This is a genomic window from Microbacterium testaceum (assembly GCF_001476655.1).
Lineage (GTDB): Bacteria > Actinomycetota > Actinomycetes > Actinomycetales > Microbacteriaceae > Microbacterium > Microbacterium testaceum_C.
In genome coordinates, this window is record NZ_LDRT01000093.1 from 1 (window position 1) to 20582 (window position 20582).

At 70.8% G+C, this 20582-nt stretch carries 16 protein-coding genes and 1 pseudogene; 11 read left to right on the plus strand and 6 right to left on the minus strand.

Translation table 11 applies throughout. The features are described 5' to 3' along the window. Together NS220_RS13235 and NS220_RS13240 are read left to right on the plus strand one after the other, a co-directional pair. A partial coding sequence (locus tag NS220_RS13235; RefSeq protein WP_153004283.1) for an MFS transporter occupies positions 1-849 on the plus strand: 849 nt, incomplete at its 5' end. A gap of 158 nt (positions 850-1007) precedes the next feature. Beyond that, positions 1008-2873 carry an ABC transporter ATP-binding protein gene (locus tag NS220_RS13240; RefSeq protein WP_058624514.1) on the plus strand — a complete coding sequence of 622 codons (1866 nt, stop codon included), beginning with the start codon at positions 1008-1010 and terminating at the stop codon, positions 2871-2873. 111 nt (positions 2874-2984) lie between these two features. On the opposite strand, the gene NS220_RS13245 is transcribed toward NS220_RS13240, so the two are convergent. After that, positions 2985-4868 (minus strand): phosphoenolpyruvate carboxykinase (GTP), encoded by a 1884-nt coding sequence (locus tag NS220_RS13245; RefSeq protein WP_058624515.1) that lies wholly within the window; start codon positions 4866-4868, stop codon positions 2985-2987. Between the two features lie 116 nt (positions 4869-4984). Between NS220_RS13245 and NS220_RS13250 the strand changes: the two genes are divergently transcribed. Next, entirely contained in the window at positions 4985-6424 is a 1440-nt protein-coding gene (locus tag NS220_RS13250; protein WP_058624516.1) for an XRE family transcriptional regulator, read from the plus strand. Positions 6425-6736: 312 nt separating this feature from the next. Here NS220_RS13250 and NS220_RS13255 read toward each other — a convergent pair whose 3' ends face one another. Beyond that, positions 6737-8209: an NAD-dependent succinate-semialdehyde dehydrogenase gene (locus NS220_RS13255; protein ID WP_058624517.1), complete on the minus strand. Its 1473-nt coding sequence runs from the start codon at positions 8207-8209 to the stop codon at positions 6737-6739. A 353-nt stretch (positions 8210-8562) separates the two neighbouring features. Next, on the minus strand, positions 8563-10407 hold the full coding sequence (locus NS220_RS13260) for an FAD-dependent monooxygenase (RefSeq protein WP_058624518.1): 1845 nt from the start codon (positions 10405-10407) through the stop codon (positions 8563-8565). 96 nt (positions 10408-10503) lie between these two features. On the opposite strand from NS220_RS13260, the gene NS220_RS13265 reads away from it, so the two are divergent. Continuing rightward, positions 10504-11208 (plus strand): IclR family transcriptional regulator, encoded by a 705-nt coding sequence (locus NS220_RS13265; RefSeq protein ID WP_058624519.1) that lies wholly within the window; start codon positions 10504-10506, stop codon positions 11206-11208. A gap of 73 nt (positions 11209-11281) precedes the next feature. Here NS220_RS13265 and NS220_RS13270 read toward each other — a convergent pair whose 3' ends face one another. The 3 genes from NS220_RS13270 to NS220_RS13280 all read right to left on the minus strand — a co-directional run bounded on the left by NS220_RS13270 (position 11282) and on the right by NS220_RS13280 (position 13761). Then, a complete protein-coding gene (locus NS220_RS13270) occupies positions 11282-11923 on the minus strand; it encodes a zinc ribbon domain-containing protein (RefSeq protein WP_058624520.1) in 642 nt (213 codons plus the stop codon). Between the two features lies 1 nt (position 11924). Continuing rightward, positions 11925-12518 carry a TetR/AcrR family transcriptional regulator gene (locus NS220_RS13275; protein ID WP_058624521.1) on the minus strand — a complete coding sequence of 198 codons (594 nt, stop codon included), beginning with the start codon at positions 12516-12518 and terminating at the stop codon, positions 11925-11927. A gap of 70 nt (positions 12519-12588) precedes the next feature. Then, positions 12589-13761, minus strand: a complete 1173-nt coding sequence (locus tag NS220_RS13280) for an ROK family transcriptional regulator (protein WP_058624522.1) — start codon at positions 13759-13761, stop codon at positions 12589-12591. A gap of 182 nt (positions 13762-13943) precedes the next feature. Between NS220_RS13280 and NS220_RS13285 the strand changes: the two genes are divergently transcribed. The 7 genes and pseudogenes from NS220_RS13285 to NS220_RS20820 form a co-directional block, all read left to right on the plus strand. Next, a complete protein-coding gene (locus tag NS220_RS13285; RefSeq protein WP_058624523.1) occupies positions 13944-14711 on the plus strand; it encodes an ATP-binding cassette domain-containing protein in 768 nt (255 codons plus the stop codon). Positions 14712-14784: 73 nt separating this feature from the next. Further along, entirely contained in the window at positions 14785-15768 is a 984-nt protein-coding gene (locus NS220_RS13290; RefSeq protein WP_058624524.1) for a sugar ABC transporter substrate-binding protein, read from the plus strand. 57 nt (positions 15769-15825) lie between these two features. Beyond that, the gene (locus tag NS220_RS13295; RefSeq protein WP_081323171.1) at positions 15826-16791 is read left to right on the plus strand and encodes an ABC transporter permease; all 966 of its coding nucleotides are present in this window, start codon (positions 15826-15828) and stop codon (positions 16789-16791) included. 53 nt (positions 16792-16844) lie between these two features. Continuing rightward, positions 16845-17666: an SGNH/GDSL hydrolase family protein gene (locus NS220_RS13300; RefSeq protein ID WP_058624526.1), complete on the plus strand. Its 822-nt coding sequence runs from the start codon at positions 16845-16847 to the stop codon at positions 17664-17666. 492 nt (positions 17667-18158) lie between these two features. Beyond that, positions 18159-19817, plus strand: a complete 1659-nt coding sequence (locus tag NS220_RS13305; protein ID WP_058624527.1) for a thiamine pyrophosphate-binding protein — start codon at positions 18159-18161, stop codon at positions 19815-19817. Positions 19818-19849: 32 nt separating this feature from the next. Next, positions 19850-20275 carry a GNAT family N-acetyltransferase gene (locus tag NS220_RS13310; protein ID WP_193755366.1) on the plus strand — a complete coding sequence of 142 codons (426 nt, stop codon included), beginning with the start codon at positions 19850-19852 and terminating at the stop codon, positions 20273-20275. A gap of 142 nt (positions 20276-20417) precedes the next feature. After that, a pseudogene (locus tag NS220_RS20820) lies at positions 20418-20582 on the plus strand (fumarylacetoacetate hydrolase family protein); the annotation flags it as partial.

The window sequence follows — 20582 nt, forward strand, 5'->3', positions numbered from 1 at the left end:
TGGGGCTGGCGCGTGCCGTTCCTGTTCTCGGCCGTGATGGTCATCGTCGGGCTGTGGGTGCGCCTGCGGCTCGTCGAGAGCGAGTCGTTCTCCAAGGCCGAGAAGACCGGCGTCATCAAGAAGTTCCCGCTCGGCGAGGTCATCCGCCGCAACTGGCTGCAGCTGATCCTCGGCACGTTCATCATGCTGGCCACCTACGTGCTCTTCTACCTCATGACGAGCTTCACGCTCTCGTACGGCACCAAGCCGACCGCCGAGGGTGCCGCCGCCGCCGCGGAGAAGGCCGGAACCGCGTTCGACGCCGCGGCCTACGTACCGGGCCTCGGCTTCGGGTACACGGACTTCGTCATCATGCAGATCATCGGCGTGGTCTTCTTCGGCGTCTTCACGATGCTGTCAGGGCCTCTCGCGGATCGCTTCGGGCGCAAACGCCTGCTGATCACCGTGACGGCCGCGATCATCGTGTTCGGCCTCACGTTCGCGTTCTTCCTGCTACCCCAGGCCGACGCGACGCTCACGCACGTGTACGTGCAGGCGTTCCTCATCATCGGGTTCCTGCTCATGGGCACGACCTTCGGCCCCATGGGGGCCGTGCTCCCCGAGCTGTTCCCCACGAACACCCGGTACACCGGTTCGGCGATCTCGTACAACGTCTCGTCGATCCTCGGCGCGGCGCTCGCGCCGATCGTGGCCGTGGCGTTGTGGGCAGCCGGCGACGGCAACCCGTGGCTGGTCGGCGTGTACCTCTCGGCGATGGGTGTCCTGACCCTCATCGCTCTCGTGCTCTCGCCCGAGACGAAGGACGTCGACTACGACGACAACCTCGCCGCCGGAGCGATCGCACCGTAACGCGGTTCTTCGCGGAACACCGGATGCCACGGAGCCTGGGCCTCGTGGCATCCGGTGTTCTCTCTCCGGAGTTTGGTCCACCGACGAGCCAGCGCATCCGACCGCCGCGCGCGGAGAGGTACGGTCGAATCACCCCACTTCCTTCCCCTGAGGTTCGCATGTCTTCACCCGCTTCCGCGCGCGGTCGGCGCGGCCGCCGCAGCCCCGAGGGTCCGCGCGCGTCGTTCCGCCAGTTGCTGCCGTTCCTGCTCGAGCACAAGCGCACGCTCGCCGTGGTCGCGGTGCTGAGCGTCCTGGGGGCGGCGGCGACGCTCGCGCAGCCGCTGCTGGTCGGCCAGGTCATCACGCGCGTGCAGAACGCGGTTCCCCTCGGCGCCCTGGTCTGGCTGCTCGTCGCCTTCGTCGTGCTGTCCTCGGTGATCTCCGGCTTCCAGCACTACCTGCTGCAGCGCACGGGCACGGCGGTGGTCTACTCGTCGCGACGCCGCCTGATCGCGCGCATCCTGCGACTGCCCGTCAGCGAGTTCGACGCGCGCCGCACGGGCGACCTCGTCTCGCGCGTGGGCACCGACACCACGCTGCTCTACGCCGTCCTGACCCAGGGATTCGCGGATGCCGTCGGCAACGCCCTCATCCTCGTCGGTGCCGTGATCGCGATGGCGTTCATCGACCCGCTGCTCCTGGTCCTGATCGTCGTGGTCGTGGGGGCGTCCCTCGCGCTCGTCGTCGGGCTCAGCACCCGCATCCGCGCGGCATCCGCCGATCAGCAGGCCAAGGTCGGCGAGCTGTCGTCGGGCGTCGAGCGGGCCGTGGGATCGATCCGCACCATCCGGGCCGCGGGCGCGACAGATCGCGAGATCACCGCCGTGACCGCGAACGCCACCGCCGCCTACGCCGCGGGTGTGCGCATCGCGCGGGTGTCCGCGTTGATCGTCCCGGTCGCCTTCGTCGCCCTGCAGGTGTCACTGCTCGTGGTGCTCGGTGTCGGCGGATACCGCGTGGCATCCGGGGCCATCGACGTCGCGTCCCTCGTGACGTTCGTGATCTTCCTGTTCCTCCTCGTGCAGCCGCTCGCCTCCGCGATCGGCGCGATCACCTCGGTGAATCAGGCGCTGGGCGCGCTCGGGCGGATCCAGGAGGTGCTCGACCTCCCCCTCGAGAGCGACGGCGACCAGCCGCGCGACGCGACGCCGATTCCGGATGCCGCGGCCCTGGAGTTCCGCGACGTGCGGTTCCGCTACCCCGAGCACGTCGTGAAGGCGCGCGAGGAGGCGGCCCGGGAGGCCCGCTCGGTCCTCGCGGACGTGCACCTCGAGACGGAGGAGCTCCCGGCCGAGACCGATCACGAGGTCCTACGCGGTGTCTCGTTCCGCGTGCCGCGCGGGTCGCGGGTGGCGCTGGTCGGCCCGTCCGGGGCGGGCAAGAGCACGATCCTCTCGCTCATCGAGCGCTTCTACGATCCCACGGACGGACAGATCCTCCTCGACGGCGTCGACGCTCGCGACCTCGCGCGCGACGAACTCCGCGCCCGCTTCGGATACGTCGAGCAGGACGCCCCGACCCTGGCCGGTACGATCGCCGACAATCTGCGGCTCGCCTCGCCCGAGGCATCCGACGCCGACTGCGAACGCGTCCTGCGCGAGGTCAACCTCGGCGACGTGCTCGAGCGGAGCCCGCTCGGCGTCGACGCGCCCGTGGGTGAGGACGGCGTGATGCTCTCGGGCGGGGAGCGTCAGCGCCTCGCGATCGCCCGCGCCCTGCTGGCCGCGCCTCCCGTGCTGCTGCTCGACGAGTCGACGTCGTCGCTCGACGGCGTCAACGAACAGCGCATGCGAGAGGCGATCGACGCCGTCGCGACCGACCGGACGCTGCTCGTCATCGCGCACCGCCTGTCGACGGTGGTCGACAGCGATCTCATCGTCGTGCTCGAGAACGGCCGGGTGGTCGGGCAGGGCACGCACAGCGAGCTCGTGGCATCCACTCCCCTGTACCGGGATCTGGCGAAGCACCAGCTGCTGGTCTGACCCACGACGGGCATACCGATGCCCCTCCTGCGCGCCAAGAACGGGAGGGGCATCGGGTTCGAAGTGCCCGCCCCGCCCGCACCAGACCGAGGCGGGACGGGGCGAGCGGGCTCAGGCGCGCTGCAGGCGGTAGCGCAGGGCAGCGAGCTCAGCACGGAGCGCTGCGGGCAGGTGCGAGCCGAAGGTGTCGAAGAACTCCTCCGTCAGGTCGGCCTCTGCCAGCCACGAGTCGCGGTCGATCGAGAACAGCTCCTCGAGGTCGGCGGCGGGAAGGTCGAGACCCGAGAGATCGAGGTCCTCCACGCGCGGCAGACGACCGATCGGGCTGTCGACCGCTTCGACCTGGCCGTCGACGCGGCGGATGATCCAGTCGATCACGCGCGCGTTGTCACCGAAGCCGGGCCACAGGAAGCGGCCGTCGTCGCCCTTGCGGAACCAGTTGACCTGGAAGATGCGGGGAGCGCGGTCGAAGCGCAGCTTCTGGCCGACCTTCAGCCAGTGGCCGAAGTAGTCGCCCATGTTGTAGCCGCAGAACGGGAGCATCGCGAAGGGATCGCGGCGGAGCTCACCGACCGTGCCCTCCTGGGCCGCGGTCTTCTCGGACGAGACCGTCGAGCCGAGGAAGACGCCGTGCGACCAGTCCGTGGCCTCGACGACGAGAGGGACGTTGGTCGCGCGGCGGCCACCGAACAGGATGACATCGAGGGGAACGCCCTCGGGCGCCTCCCAGTCCTCGGCGATCTGCGGGCACTGGGCAGCACCCACGGTGAAGCGCGAGTTGGGGTGGGCGGCGGGTCGACCCGATGCGGGCGTCCACGGGTTGCCCTCCCAGTCGGTGAGGTGCGGGGGCGCCTCGTCGGTCAGGCCCTCCCACCACACGTCTCCGTCGGGACGGAGGGCGACGTTCGTGAAGATCGTGTTGCCCCACAGCGTCTCGATCGCGGTGACGTTGGTGGACTCGCCGGTGCCGGGAGCCACGCCGAAGAAACCGGCCTCGGGGTTGATGGCCCACATCCGCCCGTCTTCTCCGGGGCGGATCCACGTGATGTCGTCGCCGAGCGTCTCGACGCGCCAGCCGGGGATCGTCGGGCGGAGCATCGCCAGGTTGGTCTTGCCGCATGCCGAGGGGAACGCCGCGGCGACGTGGTAGGCCTTGCCCGTCGGGTCGATCACGCGGATGAGCAGCATGTGCTCGGCGAGCCAGCCCTCGTCACGGCCGAGGACCGAGGCGATGCGCAGCGCGAAGCACTTCTTCGCCAGGATCGCGTTGCCGCCGTATCCCGAGCCGAACGACCAGACTTCGAGCGTGTCGGGGAAGTGGACGATGTACTTCTCGTCGTTGCAGGGCCACGCGACGTCGGCCTCGCCCGGGGCGAGCGGAACACCCACCGAGTGGACGGTCTTGACCCAGGGGGCGCCCGCGGCGATCCGCTCGGTGACGGCGGAGCCGACGCGGGTCATCACGCCGATGGATGCCACAGCGTAGGCGCTGTCGGTGATCTGCACGCCGATGTGACTCAGGGGGCCGCCGACCGCGCCCATCGAGAACGGGACGACGTACATCGTCCGACCGCGCATCGAGCCCTCGAACACCCCGTTCAGGGTCTCGCGGATCTCGGCCGGAGCGATCCAGTTATTGGTGGGACCGGCATCCTCTTCGCTCTCGGAGGCGATGTAGGTGCGCGACTCGAGGCGGGCGACGTCGCCGGGGTGCGAGCGGGCCAGGTACGAGCCGGGCCGCCACTCGGGGTTGAGCTTGATGAGCTTGCCCTCGTCGACCATCTCGCGAAGCAGCGCGTCGTTCTCGGCGACGGAGCCGTCGACCCAGTGGATGCGGTCGGGCTGCGTGAGAGCGGCGACCTGGTCGACCCAGGCGACGAGGCCCGGCATGCCCGGACCGTCGACCTGGGGACGCACGCCGTGACCAGGACGGGTGACGGCGGCGGTCGCGGCAGGGCGGCCGGCGGGGCGGGCGAAGATGTCAGCGAGGGCCATGTCGTCTCCTTTGTCGAGCGGAATTCTTTGGTGTTCCCCCACCCTCACCCGGATGCAACGGTTCTTTCGAGTGATTTCATGCTTAAAAAAGAGAGATCTTTCGATATGGTCAAGGAATGGCCTCGTCGCTCGAACTGACCACGCTCGGACACCGCATCCGTCACCACCGCCTCGCGCGCGGTCTCACCCTCGATGAGCTCGGTGCGCTCGTGGGCGTCGCCGGCAGCCAGCTCAGCCTGATCGAGAACGGCAAACGCGAGCCCAAGCTGTCGCTCCTGCAGGAGATCGCGCGCGCGACAGAGACCGAGGTGACCGAACTCCTCTCGACCGAACCCCCGAATCGGCGGGCGGCACTGGAGATCGAGCTCGAGCGCGCGCAGTCGAGCCCGTTCTTCCAACAGCTCGGCATCCCTCCCGTGAAAGTGACCAAGGGCACCAGCGACGAGACGATCGAGGCGGTGCTGGGCCTGCACCGCGAACTGCAGCGCCGCGAACGCGAGACGATCGCGAGCCCGGAGGAGGCGCGTCGCGCGAACACCGAGATGCGCCTGCGCATGCGCGCGGTCGACAATCACCTCCCCGAGATCGAGAAGCTCGCCGAGAAGCAGCTCAAGGCGGCCGGACACGGCACCGGAGCGTTGACCCACCGCACCGTCAGCATCATGGCCGAGCAGCTGGGCTTCGAGCTGATCTACGTCAACGACCTGCCCCACTCGGCCCGATCGGTCACCGACCTCGAGAACGGCCGGATCTACCTCCCGCCCGCGTCCATTCCGGGCGGTCACGGCCTGCGCTCGATGGCGCTCCAGGCGATGGCTCACCGCCTGCTCGGGCACCGGCCGCCCACCGACTACGCCGACTTCCTGCAGCAGCGCCTCGAGATCAACTACTACGCCGCCTGCTGTCTCATGCCCGAGACGAGTTCGGTCGCCTTCCTCACGCAGGCCAAGAAAGACCGCAACCTCGCGGTGGAGGACTTCCGCGACGCCTTCGGCGTCACGCACGAGGCCGCCGCGATGCGCATGACGAATCTCATGACCGCGCACCTCGGCATCCGTCTGCACTTCCTGCGCGTCGACGGCGACGGCGCGATCTCGCGCGTGTACGAGAACGACGGACTGCCGTTGCCCACCGACGTCACCGGGTCGGTCGAAGGGCAGATCGTGTGCAAGAAGTTCTCGGCACGGTCGGCGTTCGCCGAGCACAATCGCACCACCGAGCACTACCAGTACACCGACACCCCGGCGGGGACCTTCTGGTGCTCCACGCAGACGGGGAGCACCTCGGACGGCGACTTCTCGATCACCGTGGGGGTGCCCTTCGACGACGCCCGGTGGTTCCGCGGCCGTGAGACCTCGACCCGGGGCGTCTCGCGCTGCCCCGACGAGTCCTGCTGCCGTCGACCCGAGTCGGACGCGGCACAACGCTGGCAGGGCAAGGCCTGGCCGAGCGCCCGCGTGCACCGGCACATGTTCTCGCCGCTTCCCCGCGGGATGTTCCCGGGCGTCGACGACGCCGAGGTGTTCGCGTTCCTGGACCGGCACGCGAACGGCTGAGGAAGGCCCGAGCGAGCGGCCGGCTCGCACAGGGCCGGTCGAGCGCGAGCACACCTCCTGAAAAAACGCCGCCGTCGGCGCGGGCCGTGGCCCCGATCGTGCTCCCTGCAGGAGTTGTGCGCCGCCGCCACACGTCAGCACGGATCAACAGCGCGAGCCGGTGGGCGCGGTGTGGCCGCACAACTCCTGCTGAGCACGTGCGCTCAACGCGCCGGGGTCGGGATTCCCCGCTTTTGCAGGAGTTGTGCCGCGCCGATGAGGGATGCCACGGCCCGGGCCCTCGTGGGGCACCGGGCCGTGGCATGCGGTGTCTCAGGCGTACGGGTTGGCCGTGAGCGTGTACTTCGTCTGCAGGTACTCGTGGATGCCCTCGTCGCCGCCCTCGCGGCCCAGGCCCGACTGCTTCCAGCCGCCGAAGGGGGCGGCGGCGTTGGAGACGACGCCGACGTTGAGGCCCATCATCCCGGTCTCGAGCTTGTCGATCATGCGCTGACCGCGGGCGAGAGACTCGGTGAAGACGTAGGAGACGAGGCCGTACTCGGTGTCGTTGGCGAGGCGCACGGCGTCGTCCTCGTCGTCGAAGGGGATGATCGCGAGCACCGGTCCGAAGATCTCCTCGCGGAGGATGTCGCTGCCCGGCTTCACGTCGGACACCACGGTGGGCTCGAAGAACGTTCCGGGGCCGTCGATGGGCGATCCGCCCGTGGTGACAGTGGCGCCGCGCTCGACGGCATCGCCCACCAGGGTCTTGGCCTTGTCGACCGCGCGGTCGTCGATGAGGGGTCCGATCTGGACGCCCTCCTCGGTGCCGCGGCCGATCTTCATGGCCTTGACGCGCTCGGTGACGCGGGCCGTGAACTCCTCGACGACGCTGCGCTGCACGATGAAGCGGTTGGCGGCGGTGCAGGCCTGGCCGATGTTGCGGAACTTCGCGAGCATCGCGCCCTCGACCGCCTTGTCGAGGTCGGCGTCGTCGAACACGACGAACGGGGCGTTCCCGCCGAGCTCCATCGAGGTGCGGAGCACCCCGGGGGCGGCCTGCTGCAGGAGCTTCACGCCGACCGGGGTCGAGCCGGTGAACGAGAGCTTGCGCAGGCGGGGGTCGGAGATGATGCGCTCCGAGACCGGGCCGGTGTTGGTCGTGGTGACGACGTTCACGACGCCGGCGGGGAGACCGGCATCCTGCAGGATCTGCGCGAAGAACAGGGTCGTCAGCGGCGTCAGCGTGGCCGGCTTGATGACGACCGTGCAGCCCGCGGCGAGCGCGGGGGCGATCTTGCGGGTCGCCATCGCGAGGGGGAAGTTCCAGGGGGTGATGAGGTAGCAGGGACCCACGGGGTGCTGCGAGACGATCATGCGACCGGTGCCCTCGGGGTTCGCGCCGTAGCGGCCCTGCGTGTGGGCGGTGACCTCGCTGAACCAGCGCAGGAACTCCCCGCCGTAGCCGACCTCGCCGCGCGCTTCGGCGAGGGGCTTGCCCATCTCGAGCGTCATGAGCAGCGCGATGTCCTCCTTGCGCTCCTGCAGCAGGTCGAACGCGCGGCGGAGGATCTCGGCACGCTCGCGCGCGGGGGTCGCCGCCCACGACGGGAACGCCTCGGCCGCGGCATCCATCGCCGCCACCCCGTCATCGACGGTGGCGTCGGCGATCTCGTGGATGACCTCGCCCGTGGCGGGGTCGTTCACGGCGACGGTCCTGCCGCCGGTCGCCGCGCGCCACTCGCCGTTGATCAACAGGCCGGTGGGCACGGATGCCAGCAGTTCGCTCTCGCGCGAATCAGTCATGAATCCTCCTGGATCGGTGTGCGGGGTTCCTCGCCATTCTGCTCAGCCCGCGAAGCGGTGCCGATATACGTCGCGTATAAACCGGACGGCCTGGTCGCCACCATGGACGGGTTCGTGGCAGGCGGGCGAGCATCGGCGCGACCTCGCGCGCGCCGCGCCAGGCCGCGCCGCGCCGAACCGCGCCGGGCCGCACCGCACCGCGCCGCGCCGAGCCGGGCCGGGCCGGGCCGCCCCACCCCGCGCCAGGCCGCGATAAACGCCCTCCCTCGCGGGAAACGGCGCAAGACCGCGTGTCTCGCCACAACCGCCGTTTATCGCGGGGTTCCCGGCCGAGCGCCGCGGCACCGGACGCGTCAGCTCGCCGGGGCGACCGCGGGCACCGCCATCACCCCGGCGAGGAACCGCTCGAGCCCCTGCGGGTCGTCGAGGGGCAGCACGTGCGCCACGTACTGATCCGGACGCACGACCACCACCGCCCCCTCGGCCCCGATGCCGCGCTCGGCGAAGATGTCGCTGCTCGTCCAGGCCGAGGGGGCGGCGGCGAACACCTTCTCGAGGTCGGTCAGGCCGAGCGGCCCCGACCGCGGGCGGAACAGCGCCGGCACGTCGACGACGTCCTCCCATCTCCCGGGGAAGACCGCCTTCACGTCGAACACGGCGTCGAGGTCGGCTCCGGCGGGGGTGAAGCGCTCCACGATCTCCTGCGCCTCAGATGCCCACTCCCGCAGCGACGAGCCGTCGGCATCCGCGAAGGCGTAGATCCGCCACCGCCCGTCGGCCTTCGCGTGATGACCGAGGTGCACGGCGTTGCCGTCGCACACCCGCACGACCTCGACGCTCTGGAAGCGCTTGCCGACGGGGAATCCGGATGCCAGCTCCTGCGCCGCATCTCCCGCGACGATCCGCGAGGGGGCGTAATGCGTTCCGAAACCAGAGGGGAACTCGGCGGTGGCGAGGTAGTAGGTCGCGAGTTCGGCGGGGTCGGTGATCTCGCCGGGCTTGCGGGCCATGAGCGAGGACCATTCGCGGTCGAAGTCGATGAGCTGCTGCGCGACCGGGCGGCGCTCGGCGTCGTACGACCGCAACAGCTCGGCGGGAGCGAGGCCGGTGAGCACGTGGCCGAGCTTCCAGCCGAGGTTGAACCCGTCCTGCATCGAGACGTTCATGCCCTGCCCGGCCTTCGCACTGTGGGTGTGGCACGCGTCCCCGGTGAGGAAGACGCGGGGGCTCTCGAGGTCGTCGACGAACTGGTCGGTCACCCGGTGCCCCACCTCGTAGACGCTGTGCCAGGCGACCTGCTTCACGTCGATCGAGTACGGGTGGAGGATCTCGTTCGCCCGGCGGATGACCTCCTCGATCGGGGTCTGCCGCACGCGGTGGTCGTCATCGGCGGCGACTTCGCCCAGGTCGATGTACATGCGGCTGAGGTAGCCGCCCTCGCGGGGGATGTGCAGGATGTTGCCCGCGGCCGCGTTGATCGCGCACTTGATGCGCCAGTCGGGGAAATCGGTCTCGACGAGCACGTCCATCACGCCCCAGGCGTGGCGCGCGGCGGCACCGACGTGCGTGCGGCCGATCGCCTGCCGCACGCCGCTGCGCGCCCCGTCGCAGCCCACGACGTACCGCGCGCGGATGGTCCGCTCCCCGGCGGCGGTGCCCACGCGCACCTCGACGTCGTCGGCGCGCACCTCCAGGCCCAGGAACTCGACGCCGTAGTCGGGGGTGAGACGTGCCGGTCCGTGCGCGGCGGCCTCGGCGAAGTAGTCGAGCACGCGCGCCTGGTTGACGATGAGGTGCGGGAACTCGCTGATCTTGTAGCCGTAGTCCTCGGTGCGGCTGGTGCGGACGATGCGGTCGGGGTTCTCGGGGTCGGGGGCCCAGAAGTTCATCCAGCCGATGTTGTAGGCCTCGGCGGTGATGCGGTCGGCGAAGCCGAACGCCTGGAACGTCTCGACGCTGCGGGGCTGGATGCCATCGGCCTGGCCGAGGGCGAGGCGCCCCTCGCGCTTCTCGATGAGGCGCGTCGTGAGCTGAGGGAACTGCGACATCTGGGCGGCGAGCAGCATGCCCGCAGGTCCCGAGCCGACGATGAGCACGTCGACCTCGTCGGGCAGTTCGGCGGGCCGGTCGAGACCCGTGCCCGCGGCGTTCTGCACGCGCGGGTCGCCTGAGACGTAGCCGTGGTGGTGGAACTGCATCGTTTCTCCTGACGTCGATGTCGGGTTGCGCGGCCGTGCTCGCTGTTCTATATTCGAACGCAACGTTCTTCTATCGAACGAGAGGCTAATCGACCGATGCCCACGCGGCAAGACGCTCCCCCTGCCTCGCAGACGCTCAGCCGTGGCATCCGTCTGCTCGAAGAGCTCGCCGACGCCCGCACGCCCCTCTCGATCGATGACCTGGCGGCGCGCGTCGAGCTGCACCGATCCGTCGCCTACCGACTGCTCCGCACCCTCGAGGACCACGGGCTGGTCACGAGGGATGCCGCCGGCGCGGTACGCCTCGGTACGGGCCTCGCCGCCCTCGCCGCGGGGGTCGCCGCGGATCTGCAAGCGGAGGCGCTCCCCGAGCTCACCGCGGCCGCGAACGACCTCGGGATGACGTGCTTCGTCGTGGTGCTCGACCACGACGAGTGCGTGACGCTCACGAGTGTCGAGCCGCGCCACGCGGTCACCGCGGTGGCGCAGCGGCCGGGGGCCCGGCATCCGGTCACCCGCGGCGCGCCGGGCCGCGCGATCCTCGCCCAGCTGCCGCCGCGCCGCTGGCCCGAGACGGTCGACGCGCGCCTTGCGGCCGAGGTCGCGGATGCCGCGGAGCGCGGGTGGGCGACCAGCCATGACGAGGTGGTGCCGTCACTGCGCGCGGTGGCCGTTCCCCTGACCGTGCAGGGCCGTGAACCCGCAGCGGTGGCGGCGGTGCACGTCGCGACCGACCTCGACGACGCCGCCATCGCCGCACGCCTGGCGGCGGCGGCCGAGACGATCCGCTCGGGGCTCTAGCCCGCGAGGTGCGCGACGCCGGACCGACGGAACGAGGGCGCGCGCACCGTGGCGAGCAGCGAGCGGACGCGACTCAGGACGTCAGCCCCGTTCCGCACGACGAGCAGAACCGTGCACCGGACGGGTTCTCGGACCCGCAGCCCGTGCACGTCGCGACGACGACGAGCGGCGACCCGCACTCCCCGCAGAACTTGCCCCCGTGCGACTGCGCGCCGCACGCCCCGCAACGCGGTCGGGCCTGCGCCTTCAGATCGACTCCCCCGACCAGATCGACGGTCTCGAGCCGCTCCTGCACCTGCCGGCGTCGCGCCTCGGCCTGCAGCTGGGCGAGCTCCTCGACCGCGATGGGCGAGCAGCGCACGCACTGCCCGACCCCGTCGTTCCAGCACACGTCGTCGCACACCCAGTCGCTGCACGCACGGCACTGGTGGAACTTCGGGGCGATCTCGGCCGTCGCGGCGCGCAGCGCCTGGTCCTTGGCCGGGGAGTTGGTGCCGCGGTCGAGAAGACGATCGGCCATCGAGGTGAACTGCGACACCTGCCCGCCGAAGAGGTTGCCGATCCCGCGCGCGAGCCGCTGCCCGGCGGCCCGGGGGTCGGACCGGAACGCCGACCGATAGCCGTTGCCGCAGCGTTCGCAGCGGAACTCGAACTGGTATCCGTCGGTGTTCGACAGATCACTGAAGTTGTCGGTGAACGGGACGAGATCGCTCATGTCACTCCTGATCGGGGGTGGAGGCACTCGGGGCGCCGGGTGAGGGGGAAAGCGACGGTCGCGCACCGAAGACGAGATCGATGAGCGGCGCGAAGTCGTAGTCGCGGGAGTAGCGCGGGGCTTCCATGAGGAGGAGGTTGTTGATGAGCATCCCGCGCCCCATGAACGCCCACAGCTCCACGTCGGTCGCGCCGGCATCGCGCAGGGTCCGGTAGACGTCGTCGAACTGACGCCGCGACTCCGCGCCGATCGCCTTCTCGGCGGTGGCCGCGGAGAAGGCATGGGCCCACACCAGCAGGGCCGCGGGGTTCGACAGGACGAGCTCGCGATAGGCCGCGCCCAAGCGATCCCCGTCGAAACCGCCGGCCATCGCGGCGCGGAACACGTCGACGATCTCGGCGGCGGCGAACGCGTGCGTGCGCACGAACAGCTCGAGCTTGGACCCGAACGTGCGGATCACGTACGGCTGCGAGACGCCCATCTCGGCGGCGACCTGGGCGGTCGACGTGCCGAAGTACCCCCGTGCGGCGAAGGCGCGCACGGAGCCCGCGAGCAGCTCGGCGTCACGCGCGGGACGCCGTCGGGGGGTCGACATCCGGGTCCTTCCGGGGGGCGATGTTATCGCTCGATAATACTGCGACCCGCGCCCGACGTCACCCGGAGATTCACCCTCCCGCCGGGAGCCACCCGGACGCCGTCAGCGCGAGGGCCACCGCGCCCATCACCGTCGACCGCTCGGCGAGGGCGCCCCGCACGATCTCGGGAGACGACTGGGTGTCGGGAATCAGCCCCCGCCGGAGCGCGCGGGCGAACGGCTCGAGCACGACGTCCCCCGCTTCGGCCATCGCGCCGACGACGATCACGCGTTGAGGGGCGAAGAGCAGACACGCCCGCGACGCGGCGTCGCCGACCAGCTCGGCCGCATCGGACACGATCCGCGACACGCGCGGGTCGCCCGCGACCGTCCGGTCCAGGAGAGATCGCACATCGAGCGCCTCGGCGTCGGTCGACACCGCCTCCAACAGGGCGGGGATCGCGGCGAAGGTGTCGAGGCATCCCCTCTTCCCGCACCGGCACACCTTGCCCTCCACCGCGACCGCGAAATGGCCGATCTCCCCCGAGCCGGCACCCCCCACGAGGCGATCGCGCACGATCAGCCCCGCCCCGATGCCGCTGTGGAACTTCACGGTCAGCGAGTCGGCGACGTCGCGTCCCGCGCCGAAGACATGCTCGCCCAGTGCGGCCAGGTTCGCGTCGTTCTCGATCACGGTCTCGACGCCGAAGGTCTCGGTCAACTCTTCGGCGGTCGTGCCCGACCACCCTGGAAGCACCGACGAGCCGATCACGCGACGACGGACCGCGTCGATGGGCCCCGGCAGAGCGACGCCCACCGTGACGACGGCCCCCTGCTCCGCGGGGAGCGCCGACACCGCCGAGCGATAGAGCTCCGCGGCGACAGACAGCCCCTCCTCGTTCGAGTAACGCTCCGTCAGGCGGCTCTCCCGCGTCACCAGCACGCGGGCATGGACGTCGCACACCGCCAGCCGCACCGTTCGGAAGCCGAAGTCGACACCGACCACCGAAGCCAGGGTGGGATCCACGCTCAGACCGCGACCTCTCGGACCCGTCCGCGACACCGCTTCCCCGGCATCCTCCCTCTCGTGCACGACCCCCTCCGCGGCGAGGCTCTGTGCGGCCGCGGTGATCGTGGAGGCCGCGAGACCCGTGCGGCGGGCCAGCTCGGCGCGACTGATCGGGCCGTGGTCGCGCACGGCGGCGAGCACGCGATGACGCGTGCTCGAGGTGTCTTCTCCGGCGACGTCGACGAAGGTTCTCATGCCGCGAACATAGCCCGCATCGCGCGCTACATCCCCCTAACACTTCATCTAACGAAGTATTTCTGCGTCATTCGTCCGAAAAATATCTTGACAGGTTCATGGAGCGAAGGATTTACTGAGCCTCGCCCGACTCGCACGGGCACCACCGACGTATCACCGACGATCCGAAGGACTGCCCGATCATGGTCACGCCACGCCTCGAACTGCAGGGCATCACCAAGCGTTTCGGCCACGTGGCCGCTCTCCGCGATGTCCACCTCGCGGCGTATGCCGGACAGATCCTCGCGGTCGTGGGCGACAACGGCGCCGGCAAATCGAGCCTCATCCGCACGATCAGCGGCGTCTACCGCCCCGACGAGGGCACGGTCCGCGTCGACGGGGTGGAACAGGTCTTCACCAACCCCGCCGCGGCGCGCTCCGCAGGCATCGCCACGGTGTTCCAGGACCTCGCCCTCATCGAAGTCCTCGACGTCGCCACCAACATGTTCATCGGCCAGTACCCTCGCCGCGGACCCTTCGTACGACGACGGACGATGGAGCGGGAGACCCGGGCTTTCCTCGACGAGCTCGGCGTCTCGGTCGCCTCGGTGCGCACCGAGATCGGCATGCTCTCGGGAGGACAGCGCCAGATCGTCGCGATCGCCCGGGCGATGCGCACCGGGGGGCGCATCGTGCTGTTGGACGAACCCACCGCCGCCCTCGGGGTGCGCGAGACGGCCCAGGCGGCCGACATGATCCGCACGCTCCGAGAGCGGGGCAACGCGGTCATCATCGTCAGCCACGACATGTCCCTCGTCTTCGACCTCGCCGACCGCATCCAGGTCATGCGTCTCGGCCGCGTCGCGGGTGTCCGGGAACGGGCGCAGACCACGCGCGACGAGATCATCGGCCTCATCACCGGAGCACTCGCCGGCGACGAGGGCTCCGCTCCGGCGGACACCGCGGCCTGATCGGCCCCCATCCAGGACGGCACAGCCCGCGCCGCCCGCAGTCGCACCCGACGAACGACAGAGAGGTCTTCGCATGTCCCTCCTTCCCACCCGACGCCTCGCGGCAACAGCACTCGCCGGCGCCACTCTCGTCGCGGCCCTCACGGGCTGCGGCGCCCTCTCGGGCGGCTCCATCGCCGCCTCCTCCGAGCCCTCCGGCTCGCTCCGCGAGGTGAAGACGATCACCTACGTCAACCCCGCGCCCTTCTACCCCGCCTTCGACGACGTCGGACGCTGCTTCGAAGACGCGGCGAAGAAGAACGGGTGGACGCCGGTCGAGGTCGGCACCTCGGGCAGCGCGGTCGACAACCAGGGCGCGATCGACCTCATCTCGCAGGCGATCGCCAACGGCACGGACGCCCTCGTCGTCTTCCCGACGATCCCCGAGCTGTTCACCCCCGTCATCACGCAGGCCCGCGACGCGGGCATCTACGTCGTGGCGCAGAACGCGGGCGATCCGAGCACCGGCCAGCAGACCCAGGTGGGGACGGACGCCACCCAGCTCGGCGCGCTCATCGCCGAGGGGCTGGGCAAGACCGACCCGAACGCGCAGGTCGGCATTCTCTCGGGGTCGGCCAGCACCACCCCGCACGTGCAGGAGATCCAGGGCTTCACCGATTACGCGAAGGAGCACTTCCCGAACATGAAGGTCGTCGCCAGCGACTACACGAACGGCGACCCGACCAAGGCTCCGGAACTGTTCAGCAACATGCTGACCGCGCACCCCGAGATCACGGCGCTGTTCCCGATCGAGGGCACGTCCGTCGCCGCCGCGATCACCGCCGTGAAGGAACGCGGACTCACCGGGAAAGTGAACGTCGTCGCCAACGACCTCACCGACGATCACCGGGCCTCCATCGAGGACGGCAGCCTCCTGGGCGTCGGCGAGCAGGGGTGGTGCGAGTCGGGGACGAAGGCCGTCGAGGCGGTCAAGGACCTCTCCGAGGGGAAGACCCTCCCCGCCTTCATCGCCACCACGAGCACGTTCTACGACAAGAGCAACCTCCCCGCGAAGTGACCGGCGTCGGGACCCGGCCACGGCCGGGTCCCGACCTCAGAGAGCGAGTCCCCACCCGTGCGAAACGTCGTCCGTCGGATTGCCGCAGCCCCCCAGCTGGGGTTGATCCTCATCATCGTCCTGTTGATCCTCGTCGCCCAGGCCGCCAACCCGCAGGCCCTGGCTCCGGCGAACATCGTCGAGATCCTCCGCTCGAGCGCGCTCTACTTCATCGGGGCCAGCGCGGCCACGCTCGTGCTGGTCGGGGGCGGCCTCGATCTGTCGATCGGATCGCTCTTCGCGGTCGGCGGTGTCACCGTGGGCATCTCGATGAACGCGGGGGTGCCGTGGCCGCTCGCCATCGTCATCGCCCTGGCCGTCTGCGCACTCCTCGGTCTGATCAACGCCTCCCTCATCACGTGGGTGGGCGTTCCCCCGTTCATCGCCACGCTGGGAATGCTCTTCGCCGCGAGCGGCGTGGTCGTCGTCTCCACCGGGGGCATCCCCCGCTTCGGCTTCCCGAGCGCGTTCACCGACCTCGCTCAACTGAACCTCTTCGGCATCCCTCTGCTGGTCTACTACGCCGTCGCGGTGGGTATCGCCGCGCATGTCGTCCTGCAGCACACGGTCTTCGGCTACAACATCCGGGCCTTCGGCGGGAACGCCACCGCCGCTCGGGCGAACGGCATCCGGGCCTCCCGGATGAACATCTCGCTGTACGTCATCAGCGCCGTCGTCGCGGGTCTCTGCGGAATCCTGCTCGCCTCCCGCGTGGCCACGGCCGACCCCGGCGCGGGCGGCACCGGGTTCGCCTTCCAGGTACTCGCCGCCGTCATCATCGGCGGAACCAGCCTGTTCGGTGGGGTCGGCACGATCAGCGGCACTGCTCTCGGCGCGCTGCTCTTCGCCGTCATCAACAACACCCTCGCGCTGACGAACACGAACCCCCAGTGGCAGAACGTCGCGACCGGAGTGATCCTCGTGACCGCCGTCGCGGTCGACCACCTGCGCCGCAAGCGACGTTTCGCGGTCCGCTCGACCTGACCCCTGGCATCCCTCTCCCCCTCCGCCGCCCGTCGTCCTGGAAGGACCTCCCCATGTCCGAGATGTCCGACCCGCATCGTGTCACCGCCCGTTTCGTCCACCCCGCCGCACAGGCGTTCGTGCAGCGCGCGGGGATCGGCGTCGCCGAGAGCGCGCCGTTCGCGGCCCTCCTCGCCGGCATCGACGAGACGGCCCTGACCGCGTACCTCGAGGCGTTCGAGGCGGACGTGCGCGCGTCGGCCGGCCTCGTCGACGCGGATCTCGCGGCCCGCCTCCCCTTCGCGGCGGGGGATCGGATCCTCGCGCTCGGGGACTCGATCACCGACGACTCGCTGTCGTGGGCGTACCACCTGCAGGCGTACCTCGATCTGCACCGTCCGACCGACGGCATCCGCGTCGTCAACGCGGGCATCACCGGCAACACCACGCAAGAGGCCGTGGCCCGCATCGACCTCATCGCCGCGGCGCGGCCCTCGTGGGTGATCCAGATGCTCGGCACGAACGACGCGCGACGGCACGGGAGTCTCCGCGCGCGCATGCAGTCGATCGAGGAGACCCGCCGGAACCTGTGGTTGCTGGCGGAGCTGATCGCGGTCGAGACCGACGCGATACACGTCTGTCTCACCCCTCCCCCGGTGGTCGAAGCCGACGCCGAGGCGTGGGGGCCGTTCCAGCAGGAGCGGATCACGTGGCAGGAGGCCGACGTCGCCGAGATCGCAGATGCCGTTCGCACGCACGACGGCACGGTGGTGGATGTCCACGCGCGGCTGCGCAGCGCCCCGGAGCGGTGGCTGCTCCCGGACGGCGTGCACCCGACCCTCGAGGGCCAACGCCTCATTCTCGAGACCGTGCTGCGGGAGCTCGCCACCCCCTAAGCGACGGCGCTCGTCTGGGCCCGTCATCGCGCGCGCCCCTCGAGCATCTCGGCGCACCAGGCGTCGGCGGCGGCGACCCCGGCTCGGGCTCCCGAACCATCCGGTGCGGGCCGGGTACCCGGAGGCGACGGCCGCCCCCGGGATGCCGACGGCGAACGCGGCGACCACAGCCGCCGTGGGCAGGAGCCACCGGCGACGCGGGGAACGCGCGGTCACCTCCTGCACGAGGCGCCGGGCGTGGGCATCGGTCAGCAAGACGTCTCGCGCCGGGAACGTGACACCCCGTGCGCCTTCTCTTCGCTGATTCGCGCCGAATGCTCGCTCGAAGGCCGTTTCCTTGAGCATTCGGCGCAACTCAGCCGGCGAGGAAGCCCCTATACTCGATCCCGTCCGGCGCACGAGGTCGTGCGTCGCTGCTCGAAAAAAGGGCACGTAGCGGCTTCCGCGAGACACATACGGCATCCATCCCGTCGTCTCGAAAGGCTCGTCGTCATGCCCACCGTCTCCGCGCACGTCGCTCACACCCTCGCTCGCCACCTCGACACCGTCTTCGGCGTCATGGGCAACGGAAACGCCTACTTCCTCGACGCGCTCGGCCGCGACACCGGCTCGGGCTTCGTCGCGGTGCGTCACGAGGCCGCCGGTGTGGTCGCCGCCGACGCGCACTACCGCGCCTGCGGGCGCGTCGCCGCCGCGACCGCGACCTACGGCGCCGGGTTCACGAACACGCTCACGGCCCTCGCCGAGGCGGTGCAGGCGCGCACGCCGCTCGTGCTGATCGTCGGCGACGAGCCCACCTCGGGTCCGCGCCCCTGGGGCGTCGACCAGATCGCCCTCGCCGCCGCCGTCGGCGCGCGCACCTACACCGTGGGCCACCGCGACGCCGCCGCGACGATCGTCATCGCGATCGAGCACGCCCTCACCTATCGCCTGCCCGTCGTGATCGGCATCCCGTACGACGTGGCGACGCGCGAGGCCGGCCCGATCCCGGATGCCAACGCCCCCGGCGCCGAACCCGAGGTGACGCCGGAGCACCCGCCGCTCGACGCGTACGCCGACGGCGTGATCGACGAGATCGTCGAGGCGCTGGCATCGGCGGAACGTCCGATCCTGCTCGGCGGGCGCGGCGCGTGGCTCGCGGGCGCGGGGGCGGCGCTCGATGAGATCGCCGCCCTCGCGGGGGCGCTGACGACCACGAGCGCCCTGGGGCGCGGCCTGTTCTCGGACCGTTCCCGCGACCTCGGTGTCGCGGGCGGATTCGGGGCGCCCGGTGCGATGCGCCTCGCGCGCGACGCCGACGTCGCCGTCGTCTTCGGCGCGGGCCTCAACCAGTTCACGATGCGCTTCGGCGAGCTCTTCGCCCCCGGCACGCGCGTGTTCCAGGTGGATCTCGCGGCCACCGCGACGCACCCGCACGTCGGCGGATTCGTGCGGGGCGATGCCGCCGACGTCGCCGCCGCGATCGCGGACCGCCTGCGCGCCCGCGGCGCGACGCCGTCGACCTGGGGCGACGGCCTCGACCTCGCCGCCGCGCGGCGACAGCCCGAGGGCCAGGGTCTCGGACCCGATGGGCGCCTCGACCCCCGCACGGCGGCGGCGCGCCTCGCCGAGCTGCTGCCCGAGAACCGCGTGGTCGTGCACGACGGCGGACACTTCATGGGCTGGTCGAACATGTACTGGCCGGTCGCCTCACCCGACCGCATGATCATGGTCGGCACGGCGTACCAGTCGATCGGCCTCGGATTCCCGAGCGTCCCGGGGGCCGCGATCGCCCGCCCGGACTCCGCGATCGTGCTCAGCACGGGCGACGGCGGCGGGCTCATGGCCCTCGCCGACCTCGAGACGGCGATCCGCGTCGCGGGCGGTCGCGGCATCGCCGTGGTCTGGAACGACGCGCAGTACGGCGCCGAAGTCCTCAATTACGGGGTGAAGGGTCTGCACCCCGACCCGATGCTCATCCCCCAGGTCGACTTCGCCGCCGTCGCGCGGGGCTTCGGCGCCGAGGGCGTGGTGGTCGAAACCGTCGACGACCTCGACGCCCTGGCATCCTGGGCCTCCCGCCCTGCCGGGGACCGCGGGTTCCTGCTGCTGGATCTGCGGGTGAGCGCGGCGATCGTGGCACCGTTCTGGGAAGAGATCGCGGCGCGCTGAGCGCGGATCCCGCGGAGCGTTATCTTCGGGGCGTGCACTTTTCGTTGGAGCCCCCGACCCCGGCCGAGTTCGCGGCCCTCTACGCCGAGACCGGGTGGGGCGAGTGGCCTCCCGACGCTCTCGAGCGCGCCCTCGCCGGGAGCTGGGTCGTCTGCGCGGCGCGCGACGACAACGGTGCGCTGGTGGGTATGGGCCGCCTCATCAGCGACGGCGCCCTGCACGCCTTCGTGACGGAGATGATCGTCGCCGGGGCCGCCCGCGGAGCCGGGGTGGGTGCCGAGATCCTCCGACGGCTCGTCGCCGAGGCGCACCGCCGCGGCGTCCGCGACGTTCAGCTCTTCGCGGCCCGCGGCCGCGCGGGCTTCTACGAGCGCAACGGGTTCGTCCGTCGCCCGCCCGAGGGCCCGGGAATGGATCTGGCCGACCAAGGGGACGCAGCCCTCGGGCCGAACTCCTGAGGGGTCGTCGCGGACGGCCGGATGCAGCGGCGACCGGCACCTGGGGCGACCGTGAGTCAGGAATTTCGCTCCGCCGGCGGCGTGGCCTTGTGAGGGCGAACGTGGATCGTATACGATTTCAAATACGACGCGAAGGAGCCTCATGCCCCCCACCGACCCCCGGTTCGCCGCCCTCGGCGCCCGCCCCGGAAAGATCGTGGCCGTCCACCTCGCCTATGCGTCACGCGCCGACCAGCGCGGTCGCCGCCCCGCCGCCCCCTCGTACTTCCTCAAGCCGTCGAGCCCGCTCGCCCCCCCCGGCCCCGAG

What these genes read in the sequence shown, in the direction of transcription:
- NS220_RS13240 (WP_058624514.1), top strand. Translation starts at nt 1,008, where the DNA reads ATGTCTTCACCCGCTTCCGCGCGCGGTCGGCGCGGCCGCCGCAGCCCC.
- NS220_RS13245 (WP_058624515.1), bottom strand. Translation starts at nt 4,868, where the DNA reads ATGGCCCTCGCTGACATCTTCGCCCGCCCCGCCGGCCGCCCTGCCGCG.
- NS220_RS13250 (WP_058624516.1), top strand. Translation starts at nt 4,985, where the DNA reads ATGGCCTCGTCGCTCGAACTGACCACGCTCGGACACCGCATCCGTCAC.
- NS220_RS13255 (WP_058624517.1), bottom strand. Translation starts at nt 8,209, where the DNA reads ATGACTGATTCGCGCGAGAGCGAACTGCTGGCATCCGTGCCCACCGGC.
- NS220_RS13260 (WP_058624518.1), bottom strand. Translation starts at nt 10,407, where the DNA reads ATGCAGTTCCACCACCACGGCTACGTCTCAGGCGACCCGCGCGTGCAG.
- NS220_RS13265 (WP_058624519.1), top strand. Translation starts at nt 10,504, where the DNA reads ATGCCCACGCGGCAAGACGCTCCCCCTGCCTCGCAGACGCTCAGCCGT.
- NS220_RS13270 (WP_058624520.1), bottom strand. Translation starts at nt 11,923, where the DNA reads ATGAGCGATCTCGTCCCGTTCACCGACAACTTCAGTGATCTGTCGAAC.
- NS220_RS13275 (WP_058624521.1), bottom strand. Translation starts at nt 12,518, where the DNA reads ATGTCGACCCCCCGACGGCGTCCCGCGCGTGACGCCGAGCTGCTCGCG.
- NS220_RS13280 (WP_058624522.1), bottom strand. Translation starts at nt 13,761, where the DNA reads ATGAGAACCTTCGTCGACGTCGCCGGAGAAGACACCTCGAGCACGCGT.
- NS220_RS13285 (WP_058624523.1), top strand. Translation starts at nt 13,944, where the DNA reads ATGGTCACGCCACGCCTCGAACTGCAGGGCATCACCAAGCGTTTCGGC.
- NS220_RS13290 (WP_058624524.1), top strand. Translation starts at nt 14,785, where the DNA reads ATGTCCCTCCTTCCCACCCGACGCCTCGCGGCAACAGCACTCGCCGGC.
- NS220_RS13300 (WP_058624526.1), top strand. Translation starts at nt 16,845, where the DNA reads ATGTCCGAGATGTCCGACCCGCATCGTGTCACCGCCCGTTTCGTCCAC.
- NS220_RS13305 (WP_058624527.1), top strand. Translation starts at nt 18,159, where the DNA reads ATGCCCACCGTCTCCGCGCACGTCGCTCACACCCTCGCTCGCCACCTC.